Origin of the sequence: Streptomyces sp. NPDC048612 (genome assembly GCF_043199295.1) — a bacterium.
GTDB lineage: Bacteria > Actinomycetota > Actinomycetes > Streptomycetales > Streptomycetaceae > Streptomyces.
The window spans coordinates 15525-28479 of sequence record NZ_JBICVV010000035.1 but is presented as its reverse complement, the minus strand read 5'-3'; the positions used below and the strand labels follow the sequence as shown (position 1 = coordinate 28479).

At 72.7% G+C, this 12955-nt stretch carries 9 protein-coding genes; 7 read left to right on the top strand and 2 right to left on the bottom strand.

Annotated elements, in window-relative coordinates; translation table 11 throughout:
* Position 1 precedes the first annotated feature (1 nt).
* From ACGFN2_RS33580 to ACGFN2_RS33555, 6 genes are all read left to right on the top strand, one after another.
* Entirely contained in the window at positions 2-4537 is a 4536-nt protein-coding gene (locus ACGFN2_RS33580) for a beta-ketoacyl synthase N-terminal-like domain-containing protein (RefSeq protein ID WP_393366581.1), read from the top strand.
* A gap of 65 nt (positions 4538-4602) precedes the next feature.
* Entirely contained in the window at positions 4603-4857 is a 255-nt protein-coding gene (locus ACGFN2_RS33575) for a phosphopantetheine-binding protein (protein WP_362610836.1), read from the top strand.
* Between the two features lie 3 nt (positions 4858-4860).
* Complete coding sequence (locus tag ACGFN2_RS33570) at positions 4861-5682, top strand: alpha/beta fold hydrolase (protein ID WP_393366579.1); 822 nt, start codon at positions 4861-4863, stop codon at positions 5680-5682.
* Positions 5679-6863: a glycosyltransferase gene (locus ACGFN2_RS33565; protein WP_393366577.1), complete on the top strand. Its 1185-nt coding sequence runs from the start codon at positions 5679-5681 to the stop codon at positions 6861-6863. The genes ACGFN2_RS33570 and ACGFN2_RS33565 overlap by 4 nt, the downstream gene beginning before the upstream one ends.
* Entirely contained in the window at positions 6860-7927 is a 1068-nt protein-coding gene (locus ACGFN2_RS33560) for a class I SAM-dependent methyltransferase (protein WP_393366575.1), read from the top strand. The genes ACGFN2_RS33565 and ACGFN2_RS33560 overlap by 4 nt, the downstream gene beginning before the upstream one ends.
* Positions 7928-8129: 202 nt before the next feature.
* Entirely contained in the window at positions 8130-8873 is a 744-nt protein-coding gene (locus ACGFN2_RS33555; RefSeq protein WP_393366573.1) for a hypothetical protein, read from the top strand.
* 225 nt (positions 8874-9098) lie between these two features.
* On the opposite strand, the gene eno is transcribed toward ACGFN2_RS33555, so the two are convergent.
* On the bottom strand, positions 9099-10406 hold the full coding sequence (gene eno / locus ACGFN2_RS33550) for a phosphopyruvate hydratase (RefSeq protein ID WP_393366571.1): 1308 nt from the start codon (positions 10404-10406) through the stop codon (positions 9099-9101).
* A gap of 164 nt (positions 10407-10570) precedes the next feature.
* Between eno and ACGFN2_RS33545 the strand changes: the two genes are divergently transcribed.
* Entirely contained in the window at positions 10571-10993 is a 423-nt protein-coding gene (locus ACGFN2_RS33545) for a MarR family transcriptional regulator (RefSeq protein WP_362610815.1), read from the top strand.
* Positions 10994-11054: 61 nt separating this feature from the next.
* On the opposite strand, the gene ACGFN2_RS33540 is transcribed toward ACGFN2_RS33545, so the two are convergent.
* Complete coding sequence (locus ACGFN2_RS33540) at positions 11055-12281, bottom strand: MFS transporter (RefSeq protein ID WP_393366568.1); 1227 nt, start codon at positions 12279-12281, stop codon at positions 11055-11057.
* Positions 12282-12955 lie beyond the last annotated feature (674 nt).

Here is a 12955-nt window from a genome sequence, read left to right as displayed (position 1 = left end):
GATGACCAGGGGGGAAGACGGCGCGGGCGCACAGATCGCCATCGTCGGCATGGCGGTCCTGCTGCCGGGCGCGGCAGACCTCGACGCGTACTGGCGCAACCTGGTCACCGGGCTGGACGCGATCACCGAGGTGCCGGCCGGCCGGTGGGACGCCAGCTTCTACGATCCGCAGGCGGTGGGGCGCTCGGACCGCGTCTACTGCCGGCGGGGCGGTTTCGTCGACGAGCTGGCCGAGGTCGAGGTGACCCAGTTCGGGATCATGCCCCACTCGGTGGCGGGTACCGAACCGGACCAGCTCATCGCGCTGAAGGTGGTCGCGGACGCGATCGCCGACGCGGGCGGCCAGGACCGGTTGCCCGACCGCGACCGGATCGGCGTGATCCTGGGGCGCGGTGGCTACCTGACCCCCGGACTGTCCCGCGGGTCCCAGCGGGTGCGCACCGCCAACCAGCTCGTGCGCACGCTGGGAGAGTTGCTGCCCGACCTCGGCTCCGACCACATCGAGCGGGTCCGGCAGGCGTTCGTCCAGCAGCTCGGGCCGGACGACCCCGAGCAGGCGATCGGGCTGGTGCCCAACCTCACCGCCTCCCGGGTCGCCAACCGGCTCGACCTGCGCGGCCCCGCGTACACCGTGGACGCTGCCTGTGCGTCCTCGCTGGTCGCGGTCGACCAGGCGGTGGGTGAACTGGCCGGCGGGCGCTGCGATCTGATGCTCGCCGGGGGTGTCCACCACTGCCACGACATCACGCTGTGGAGCGTGTTCGCCCAGCTGCGGGCGCTCTCGCCCAGCCAGCGGATTCGCCCCTTCGACCGGGCCGCGGACGGCCTGCTCATCGGTGAGGGCTCCGGTGTGGTGGTCCTCAAGCGGCTCAGCGACGCGCAGCGCGACGGCGACCGGATCTACGCCGTGATCCGTGGCACCGGCGTGGCGAGCGACGGGCGCAGCGGCAGCCTCGTCAACCCGGACTCCGGCGGGCAGGTGAAGGCGGTGCGGCAGGCGTGGCGCGCGGCCGGTCTCGACCCGGCCCGGCCGGGTTCGATCGGGTTGCTGGAGGCGCACGGGACCGCGGCCCCGGCCGGTGACGCCACCGAACTGGCCACCGTGCAGGAGGTGTTCGGCAGTGCGGACGGCGAGGAACGGGCCGTCATCGGGTCGGTGAAGTCGATGATCGGCCACACCATGCCGGCCGCGGGCGTGGCCGGCCTGGCCAAGGCGGCGCTCGCCGTCCACCACGCGGTGCTGCCGCCCACGCTGCACTGCGACGACCCGCACCCCGGGCTGGAGCGGACCCGTTTCCGGCCGATCCCGGTGGCGCAGGCGTGGGAGACCGAGGGCGGTTCAGGGGTCCGGCGGGCCGCCGTGAACGCCTTCGGCTTCGGCGGCATCAACGCGCATGTGGTGCTCGAAGCCCCGCCCGAGGGCGCGGCGGGCCGGCGGAACCGGCCCGCGGTGTCGGTGCGGGAACACACTCGCGTGCTGCGGTTCACCGCCGACAGCCCCGGGCAGCTCGCCGGGCTGCTGGACGCCGACGACGCGGCGGTGCGCGCGGCCGGTCTCGACGACCGGGCTCCCGGCGAGGGACGCAGCCGGCTCGGCGTCGTCGACCCGACGGCCAAGAGCCTCGCCCTGGCGCGCAGGGCGGTGGCCAAGGGCCGCCCGTGGCGGGGCCGCGGCGATGTGTGGTTCACCGCCGAGCCGCTGCTCGGCGGGGACGGCGGCGGACAGGTGGCCTTTGTCTTTCCGGGACTCGAAGCCGAGTTCCGGCCCCATGTGTCCGACGTCGCACAGCACTTCGGGCTGGACGCCCTGCTCCCCGCCGTCCGCGCCGGGCAGCCGGCCGAGGTGGCGGATGTCGGCAGGCACGGGGGCGAGGTGGTCGCGGTGGGCCGGGTGCTGGACGCCGCCCTGCGGCGGATGGCCATCGTGCCGGACGCGGTCGCCGGCCACAGTGTGGGCGAGTGGACCGCCATGGTCACGGGTGGGTTGTTCGCCGGCCGTGCGGTGGACGCGTTCATGGCGGACTTCGACCCGGACGAGCTGCGGGTGCCGGGCCTGGCCTTCGCGGTGCTGGGCGCTCCGGCCGACCGGGTCGTGGCCGCTCTGGAGGACCGTCCCGAGATCGTGCTGTCCCACGACAACGCGCCGGACCAGGCCATGGTGTGCGGCCCGCCCGGCCCGGTGGACGAGCTTGTGCGCTGGTTTCGCGCGCGGAACGTCGTCGGCCAGGTCCTGCCGTTCCAGTCCGGCTTCCACACCCCGATGCTGGCTCCCTACCTCGAACCGATCCGCCGTGCCGCGACCCGGTTCACGCTGTATCCGCCCGCCGTTCCGGTGTGGTCGGCGACCACGGCGTCGGTGTACCCGGCCACCGAGGCCGAGGTCCGCGCGCTGTTCCTCAGGCATCTGCTGGAACCCGTGCGTTTCCGCCCGCTGACCGAGGCGATGTACGCGGCCGGCGTCCGGGTCTTCGTACAGGCGGGAACCGGTCAGGTCGGCGCGCTGATCGACAACACCCTGCACGGCCGGCCGCACCTGGCGGTGGCCGCCAACTCCCCGCACCGCAGCGGACTGGCCCAGCTGCACCGGGTCGCCACCGCGCTGTGGACGGAAGGCGGCGACCCGGATTTCCGGCCGCTGCGGGCAGGCCGCGGAGCGGCGTCGAAGCGCCCGCCCGTCCGGCTGGACCTCGGCGGGAGCCTGGTCTCCTTGGACGAGGACACCCTCGGCAGCCTCCGCCCGGCACTGACGGCCCGGCCCGCCGTACGCACGGGCGGCGAACTGTCCGCCCTGGAGGCGGCGGCTGGCCGGCTCCCGGTAGCCGGCGAACTGAGCGCGCTGCTCAGGGACACCGCGGAAACGGCGTCGGCGGTGCTCAGCGCCGCCCGTACGGTCCGGAAGGTCTCCCCTGCGGCACCTCCCGCGCCGGCCGCCGTGCCGAGTTCGCCGACGCCCGGCGGGCAGGAGTTCCGCACCGTGCTGCGGGTCTCCACCGACACCATGCCGTACCTGCTGGACCACTGCTTCTTCGCGCAGCGCCCCGGCTGGCCCGACGAGGCCGACCGCTGGCCGGTGGTCCCGGCCACCACGGTGATCCACCACATGATGGAGTGCGCCGAGCGGGCGGCGCCCGGCTCGTCCGCCGTGGCGGTGCACGGGGTGCAGCTCAACCGGTGGGTGACCGTCAGCCCGGCCGCTGATGTGCCGGTCACCGTGGCACCGCAGGGGCCCGGGCGGGTCGGGGTGGCCTTCGGCCGGTTCGCCCGCGCCGAGGTCGAACTCGCGGCAGGCCCCCCGGAGGCGCCGCCGCGCCCGTGGACCTGGGATTCCGCCACCGAACGGCCCCCGGAGATCACCGCCGGACAGCTCTACACGGACCGCTGGATGTTCCACGGCCCGCTGTTCCAGGGCGTCACCGAGCTGACCGCGGTCGGTCCCCGCCACGTACGCGGGAAGCTCACCACCCCGCCCGCCCCCGGCGCCCTGCTGGACAATGTCGGTCAGCTGCTCGGCTACTGGATCATCAGCACCCTGACCGAGCGGACCGTGGTGTTCCCGGTCCGTATGCGACGGATGCGCTTCCACGGCCCGCACCCCGCGACCGGCACCACGCTGGACTGTCTCGTCACCGTCACCTCCGTCACCGACACGGCAGTGGAGGCGGACATCCAGCTCGTCGCCGACGGCCGGGTGTGGGCGGAGATCCACGGCTGGCAGGACCGCCGCTTCGACAACCGCGAGGAGACCAGGGTCCAGGAGCGGTTCCCCGAGCGGAACACCCTCTCCCGGGTCCAGCAGGGCGGCTGGTCGCTCGTCCACGACCGCTGGCCGGACCTCGCCTCGCGCGATCTCGTCATGCGCAACCACCTCAGCAGCGCGGAACGCGAGGAGTACGAGCAGCGCCCGCCGCGCGGCCGCGCGCAGTGGCTGCTGGGCAGGATCGCGGTCAAGGACGCCGTCCGCCAGTGGCTGTGGGATCACGGCGAGGGGCCCGTCTTCCCCGCGGAGATCCGGGTGAGCAACGACGGGGCCGGCCGGCCCCGGGTCGCCGGACTCCACGGCCGGACCCTGCCCGAGCTGGACGTCACGCTGGCGCACTGCGCGGAGACCGGCGTGGCCATGGTGCGCCCCCGTACCGGTCCCGGACCGGGCGGGATCGGCATCGACGTGGAGGAGATCGCCGAACGCCCGCAGCAGGCCCAGGTGATGGCGCTCGGGCCGGCCGAACGCGCGCTCCTCGGGGCGCAGCAGACCGCGGCGGGCGAGCCCGGAGGCCTGTGGTTCACCAGGTTCTGGGCGGCCAAGGAAGCGGTGGCCAAGGCGCGCGGCACCGGACTGCAAGGGCGGCCGAAGGACTTCGCCGTGGTCGCCGCGCAGCCGGACGAACTGCTGGTGGAGGCGGCGGGCCGGCGGTACCGGGTGTGGTGCCGCCGGATCGCCAATCCGGCAGACCTGACGGACAGGGAGTACGTCGTCGCATGGACGACGGAATCGATGGAAACGGCGGAAATGACGAACGAACGGGAGATCACGCGGTGAACAGCGGTCAGACACAGCCACCGGTGTGCGCGGACGAGACAGTGGTGTTCGAGGAGATCACCGGAATGCTGCGGACCGTGCTCGACGACCAGGGGCTGGACGAGGTCGAGATGACCCGGGACACCCGGTTCCACGACGACCTGGACCTGGAGAGCATCGATCTGGTCACCCTCGGCGGCCAGTTGGCGGCGCGGTACGGGGAGCGGGTGAACTTCGCCGAGTTCCTGGCCGGCCTCGAACTCGAAGAGATCATCTACCTCACGATCGGCCGGCTCGTGGACCACGTGGCCGACTCCCTGCGCCGGACGGGAGAGGGCTGAACGGTGGCGGTGATCAACGCCAACGGCATCGCACTGCACGTGGAGCGGATGCCCGCCCGGAACCCCGCCGACACCGCGGCGCCGCCCACGGTGGTGTTCATCCACGGCATGCTCGTCGACAGCCTCGTCAGCTACTACTTCACCCTGGCGCCGGTCCTCGCCGCCGAGGGGATGGACGTGATCATGTACGACCTGCGCGGTCATGGTCACAGTGAGCGGGTGCCGAGCGGCTACCTGCTGGAGGACTTCGTCGGCGACCTCGATGCGCTGCTCGACCGGCTGGAGGTGGCCGGACCGGTCCATCTGGTCGGCAACTCCTACGGCGGCACCATCGCGTTCAGCTACGCGGCCCGCCGGCCCGAGCGGGTCGCCAGCATCGCGGTGATCGAATCAGAGCCGGCCACCGAGGCCTGGTCGCGCAAGATGGCCGTCAACCTCCGGCGCGCCGCCGACGAGTTCGCCCGCACCGACCTCCAGGAGCAGCTGACCCGTGAGCACGGGGCGCACGCGACCCGCCGGGTGAAGTCGGCGTCGCGGCTGCTGAACTCCAGCACCATGGCCCGGGACATCCCTGCCAGCCGGCTGCTGGAAGAGGACGAGATCCGGGCGCTGCGCTGCCCGGTGCTGGCCGTCTACGGCAGCGAGTCGGATCTGGCCGCCCAGGAGCCGTGGCTGAAGTCGCTGCTCCAGGACTGCCGGACCGTGGTGGTGCCCGAGCAGGAGCACTGGGTGCTGATGGGGGCCACGGACCTGGTGAGCGACCTGGTCACCGGGTGGGTCCGCGAGCACCACGCGGCCGGGGTGGCAGAGGCCGGCGGCCGGTGAGCAGGTTCCTGTTCGTGGTGCCGCCACTGGTCGGCCACATCAACCCCACGCTCGGCGTCGCGGCGGAGCTGGTCCGGCGGGGGCACGAGGTGGCCTGGGCCGGACTGCCGGACGTGCTGCGGCCGTTGGCCGGTGAGCGGGCGGCGGTGTTCCCGTGTGCCGCGCCGCCGCTCGACGACCCCGCCCTGGTGCGGCCGCTCTCGCTCCGGGGACCGGCGGCGCTGAAGTTCCTCTGGGAGCGGTTCCTCATCCCCCTGGCGGAGGAGATGGCCCCGGGTGTGCGGACCGCGGTGACGGAATTCCGTCCGGACGTCCTGATCGCCGACCAGCAGGCCGTCGCCGGCGGGCTGCTGGCCGAGCGGCTGGGTATCCCCTGGGCCACGTCGGCGACCACCTCGGCGGGGTTCACCGCCCTGGCCGGCATGCCCAAGGTGGAGGAGTGGATCACCGATGTGCTGCACGCCCTGCGGCAGCGGATCGGCGCCCCGGACGGCACGGTGGACCCGCGGCTGTCCGACCGGCTCGTGCTGACCTTCAGCACCGGGGAACTGGTCGGCCCGGTGGACTCCTTCGGCGACCAGGTGCGGTTCGTCGGCCCGTCCCTCGCCCCCCGGCCGTCCACCGACGGCTTTCCGTGGGACCGGCTGGACCCCGCTCGCGCCACGGTCCTGATCACCCTCGGCACGGCCAACGCCGAGGTCGGGGAGCGCTTCCTCGCGGTCTGCGCAGCGGCGGTACGGTCCCGGTCGGACCGGCTGCAAGCGGTGCTCGTCGACCCGTCGGGAACCGTGCAGGAGAGCGGAGACGGGCTGCTCGTGCGCCCGAGCGTGCCCCAGCTGGCGCTGCTGGAGCGGTGCGCCGCCGTGGTCTGCCACGGCGGGCACAACACCGTCTGCGAGGCACTGTGGCACGGGCTGCCCCTTGTGGTCGCCCCCATCCGGGACGACCAGCCGACCATCGCCGCCCAGGTGGTCGACGCCGGCGCCGGCGTACGTGTCCGGTTCGGCCGGGCGACCGCCGACCAGCTCGGCACGGCCCTGGACGCCGTACTCGGCGAGCCGGGCTACCGGGCCGCCGCGGAACGGGTCGGCCGGTCCTTCCGCACCGCCGGGGGCGCGCCCGCCGCGGCGGCACACCTCGAAACCCTCGCCACTCCCCCAGCCACCGGAAGGCTTCGATGACGAGCAGGACCGATCGGGTCACCGCGCTGCGCCCCCGCTACCAGGACGACCTGGCGCACGGCTGGGAACGGTTCTTCGCACCGCGCCGCACCGACTGCCCGTGGTGCGGCGCGGACCGGCTGAAGGTACGGCTCCGGACCTACGACCTGTTGCAGGGCAAGCCCGGCAGGTTCGTCCTGGAACAGTGCCAGGACTGCCACCACGTCTTCCAGAACCCCCAGCTCAACTCCGACGGGCTGGAGTTCTACTACCGCGACTTCTACGACGGGCTCGGCGAGGAGAACCTCGCCGCGCTCTTCCGGGGCCACGACGCCCGCTACCCGCTCAGGGCGCAGGCCGTGCTGCCGCACGCCGAGCCGGAGACCTGGCTCGACGTGGGTACGGGACAGGGGCACTTCTGCGAGGCGGCGCGTGCCGTCCTGCCCCGTACCGTCTTCGACGGGCTGGACATCAGTGCGGGCGTCGAGTCGGCCCGGCAACGCGGCTGGGTGCGGCGGGGCTACCGGGGCGACTTCGTCGAGCTGGCCGCGGACCTGGCCGCGCGGTACGACGTGGTCAGCATGTTCCACTACCTGGAGCACAGCACCGATCCCGAGGCCGAACTGATCGCGGCCCACCGGGTGCTGCGCCCCGGCGGGCATCTGCTGATCGAGGTGCCGGACCCGCAGTGCCGGTTCGGCCGACTGCTCGGGCGCTGGTGGCTGCCCTGGCTCCAGCCGCAGCACCTGCACTTCATCCCGGTGGGAAACCTGCGCGAGAGACTGACCGAGCTGGGCTTCACCGTGGTCGCCGAGGACCACGCCATACCGCACGATCCCATCGACCTGGTCGCCGCGGCCTGGCTGGCCCTCAGCAGCCTGGCCCCCCGCAAGGACGAACCCTGGTTCGCCGAGGCACCCGGCAGAACACGCCGCGCCCTGCGTGCCACCGTGCTCGCCGCGGGCCTTCCCCTCCTCCTGCTGGGCGCCCTGCTGGACCGCCTGCTCAAGCCCACGGCCCGACGGCGGCCCGGCTTCTCCAACGCCTACCGTCTCCTGGCACGCCGCGACGACCGACCAAGCTGACCGTGGCCTTGCCGGGGCAGCCGGGAGCGCCGGGGCGCAGAAATGGCTGCGGACGCAAAGGTGCCGGCAGCGACGACCGGGCCGGCTGCCCGGCTCACCCTTTTGCCGGCCGGGGCACACCGGGAGCGGTCCGGAGGTCCGTAGCTCCGCCGGAACCGCCGGCAGCCTCCTTCCGTCTGGCTGTGAGACGAAGGGGGCGAAGATGTTTGCGTGGCTGTTCCTGTGGCTGGTGTTGGGCATCTGGTTGACCGCCGGGGCATTCACCTACGTGACCTGGAAGCGCCGACGCCATCCCACACGGCACCGGCGCTGGTGGGTGTTGGGGATGAGTACCGGCGCCCTGGGGTATGCCCACACACTCGCCTACGGTTTCGCCCTGACACGCCCCACAGAGATATGCGGGCAGCGGACCCTCGACAACGACTATCCACTGACCCACGTCCGCGTCGACGCGTTCCCCCCACGCCTCGCGTGCTACTGGACGGATTCGTCGGCATACGGCCCCAGCCACCCCACGGCCACCGGCACCTGGCTGCTGTGGTGCGGCGCGGCCCTCCTGGTGGCAGGCACGGTCACCTGGGCGATCACTCTCAACTCACGTACACCACGCTGGGCCAGAGCAGGCACGATCCTCGCCCCCGCGGCCGCCGCCACCCTCTGGGTCACGCGAGTCGCCCCACTCATGAGCCTGTCGGCCATCGATCTCGACAACGAGTGCTTCCGCTGGCAGGTGGGCCATCTCCACTCCGCGCCCTCCGGCGACATCGTAAATACCGAGCGCAGCCTTCTGCCACCAGCCGTCGACTGCATTTTCACCGACGGCACCAGCAGCCTCATCCGCATGGAGAACCTCGGACTGTCGTGCTGCCTCACCGTTTTCCTCATCTGCTGCGCCGCGCTCAGGCTGCTCAAAGCGCCCATGCCTCTGAGAAGTCGGGAGCCATAGCGAACGGCGTGAGCGGCGCGGCCATTTCCGACAGCCGGAGGAGTCCAGCACCATCGCTGCCGCTCGCACTGCTGCCGCTGCCGCTGCCGCGGCCATGCCCGCGCGCGCCGCCGAGACACTCAGCCCCTGAGACTGTCTATCCCTGTCCGGGCACGCGTGCGGGTCCTCGATCGCTATCGGGGGGCCTGCACGGGGTTTACCTCTGCCGCTTCCTCCGCCCGCTGTTCACGCCCGACGCAGCGCGGAGTGGCCGGCGAAGCGCGCCGTGTCGCCCAACTCCTCCTCAATCCGCATCAGTTGGTTGTACTTCGCCGTGCGATCGGAGCGGGAGAGTGAGCCGGTCTTGATCTGACCGCAGGCGGTCGCCACCGCCAGATCCGCGATGGTGGTGTCCTCCGTCTCGCCCGAGCGGTGCGACATGACAGCCGTCCAGCCCGCCTGGTGGGCCATGGCCACCGCGGCCAGCGCCTCGGTCAGGGTCCCGATCTGATTGACCTTGACCAGGACCGAGTTGCCGACGCCGGTGCGGATGCCCTCGCGCAGCAGCGTCTCGTTGGTGCAGAACACATCGTCGCCGGTGAGCTGACAGCGGTCGCCGACGCGGGCGGTCAGCTCGCGCCAGCCGTCCAGGTCGTTCTCCGCCATGGGGTCCTCGATGGAGACGACCGGGTAGGCGTCGATGAGCTTGGCCAGGTAGTCGGCGTGCTCGGAGGGGGTACGGCGCACCCCCTCGCCCGCGTAGTCGTACACCCCGTCGCGGAAGAACTCCGACGACGCCGGGTCCATGACCAGGCCGATGTCCGCGCCGGGCCGGTAGCCGGTGCGCTCGATGGCCATCATCACGAAGTCGAGCGCTTCCTCAGCCGTACTCAGCGCGGGCGCGAAGCCTCCCTCGTCGCCGACGCCCGTGGAGTGCCCGGCGGCCAGCAGATCGCGGCGCAGGGTGTGGAAGACCTCGCTGCCCATGCGGACGGCTTCGGCGAAGGTGTCCGCGCCCACGGGCGCGATCATGAATTCCTGGAAGTCCAGCGGATTGTCGGCGTGGGCGCCGCCGTTGACGATGTTCATCATCGGCAGCGGCAGGAGGTGGGCGTCGGCGCCGCCCAGGTAGCGGTAGAGGGGCTGGCGGTGGGCCACCGCGGCGGCCTTGGCGGCGGCGAGGGAGACACCGAGGATCGCGTTGGCGCCGAGCCGGGACTTCGTGGCGGTGCCGTCGAGGGCAACGAGCGCGGCATCGAGACCCGGCTGGTCCGCCGCGTCCCGGCCGCGCACGGACGCCGCGATCTCCCCGTTGACGTGGGCCACCGCGCGGTCGACGCCCTTGCCGTGCCAGCGCCCGGAGTCTCCGTCGCGCAGTTCCACGGCCTCCCGGGCGCCGGTGGAGGCTCCGGAGGGGACGGCCGCCCGCCCCAGGGCCCCGTCCGCAAGGACGACGTCGACCTCGACCGTGGGGTTGCCCCTGCTGTCGATGATCCGGCGGGCGGTGACGGTCTCGATGGCGGCGTTGACGGTTTCAACTGCCTTTGCGGACATATGAGTTCCTTCCCGTTTGTCATCTGCGGTGGCCCTGGCTGCGACAGCGCTGGCGCTGAGCCCGACAACGGCAAACCCTACAGCAATGCTGCACAGTTTTGCTGTACAGCATTGCTGTGCAGGTCAGGTGCACAGCCGTGCTGGTCAACGGGGTAAAGTGCCCTATGCCCACCTCGGAAGCCGCCGCCATCGCCGCCGAACTGCGTACCGCGATGGGCAAACTCATCCGACGCGTCAAGCACGAGGACCGCATCCCGCTGGGCCAGGCCGCCGTGCTCGGCGCACTCGACCGCAACGGCGCCATGACCACCAGCGACCTCGCCGCCGATCAGCGCGTACGCCCCCAGTCGATGGCCCGCGCGGTGGGGCTCCTCATGGAACAGGACCTGATCACGCGCCGGGCTCACCCCACGGACGGCCGCAAGTCCCTCGTTGAACTGTCGGACGCGGGCCGGGTCGCACTCGAAGCGGAGCGCGGCCGCAGAGCCGGTTGGCTCGCGCAGGCCATCGAGGCCGAACTCACGGATGAGGAGCGGGCGTTGCTGGCACAGAGCGCCGCCCTGCTGGAGCGACTCGCCGCACGCTAGGGCCCCGCCCACCTCACCCACCTCATCCACCTCGTCTTTGCGACGCCCACCGGGGCCTCGCTCACCACGACCGCCGGACCGCTCTCCGGAAGCCGCTGCCGGGACCCGGTCGGCCGCACGCTGCGAGCGCGGCGAGTACCGGGGCCGCGGCCGCCAGCAGGAAACACAGCGGCAGCGCGGCCCGCTCCACAAGCAGCGCCGCGAGCCCGCCGCCCGCCGAAGAACCAGCGTTGATCGCGGAGTTGGCCCACGTGGCGGCGCGGGTCGCGGTGCCCTTCGGGGCCTGCGCGTTAGCCGCCAGGTAGACGGTCGACAGGGCGGGGGCGGTGAGGCAGCCGGCCACGCCCACGCCCAGCCCGAGCAGGGGCAGCGACGGGGCCGCGGCCGTCGCCGCCACCAGCGCGGCCAGCGCCAGGAGGAGGTACGGCAGCCGGGCCGCCGCGTCGAGCCGCCAGCGCATCCGGCCGTACAGCAGACCGCCGACCGCGCTGCCCGCGGACTGGCCGGCCAAGATCCAGCCGGTCGCCGACGGGGCGTGCGCCCGGCCGGCCGCCGCGATCACGAAGAGTTCCACCGCGGCCAGGCACATGCCGACGCCGAACGCGGCGACGGCCGCCCGGCGGACGCCCGCGCCCTCGGCCGACAGCAGCCGCAGCGACGGCGCCGGCTCGGCCTTCGCCGCCGGGGCGATCAGCGCGGCGGCCGGAGAGGCGACCATCGCGAGAGTGCCGAGGGCGATCACCACCCCGGACAGCACCAGCCCGGGCACCGGATGGACGGCCACGACCAGCAGCGGGCCGCCGAGGAAGATCAGTTCCTCGGCAACGCCGTCCAGGCTGAACGCCCGCTGCAGCATGGCCTCGTCGGGCGTCATCACCGACCACAGGGCCCGCATGGTGGGCCCGATCGGCGGGCACGACGAGCCAATCACCGCCACCAGAACGGCGAACAGCCACCGCGGGGTGCCGGCCGCCTGAGTGCAGCAAGCCAGCGCGAACAGCGCCGTCGCGAACGGCAGCGCGAGAGCGGGCAGCGCACGGCGCGCGCCCCAACGGTCGACCAGGCCGGCCCTGGCCGGCGCCAGCACCACCGAGAAGGCCGCGAACTCAGTGCCCAGCAGGCCACCGGTCGCGAGCGAACCGGTGGTGGCAGTCAGGGACAGGACGAGGGAAAGGGACACCACCCCGTACCCGAGCCGTCCGAACATGGCGGCGGCTAAGGTGCGTCGGGCGTGAGGCAGACGGAGGACGGCGGCGTACGACGGCGCCGCCACGTCGGGCGTGGACATAGGAGTGCTTCCTCTGCGAAGGCCGGAAAAGGGACGGACCGATGCGCGCCCGCCCACCGGCCCCGCCTGTCAGAGGCGACCGGGCAACTGGGTCGAGGCGACGCGAGTCCGCGGCCTACGCACAGAGGAGATACATATGCCGAACGTACCAGAGCAGCAAGGGCCGGTCCGGCCGGTTTCCGCGCCGCCCGGTCCGCCAGCCGCTACGACAGGACGGCCGCCCTCCCACCTCGCGGGGCTCCTCTCAGGGCTGCACCTCGCAGGCAACTTCATCTGGTCAGCCCGACGATCCAAACGAAGCGGCCTGGCCGAGTCGCGTGCGCACTGGGTGGTGGACGCGGTCGCCATACGTCCCAAACATCCGCAACTGCGATCCCAACTCCCCGACGTGCACTGGCCCCTGTGCCTGCCCGACAACCCGTACGCGTTCCTGACTGCCGCACACACCCTGCCTGCCCCACTCCTCACGGGCCTGACCGGGCGCCCGCTGCCCGCCCTTCCCCGAATCCGCTGAGCGGAGACATCCGCCCCGCCGCCGGACGAACCTGTCTCGCCCCGTCACCTGGGACAGGGGCCACCACCCGCCCCATCGTGCTGGAACGCCGGCGAACGGCCCTGGTCGGCCGCGGTTCCCGTGACCCCTACCTGCCGACCGACCGCCGGCCAGTAGAAGT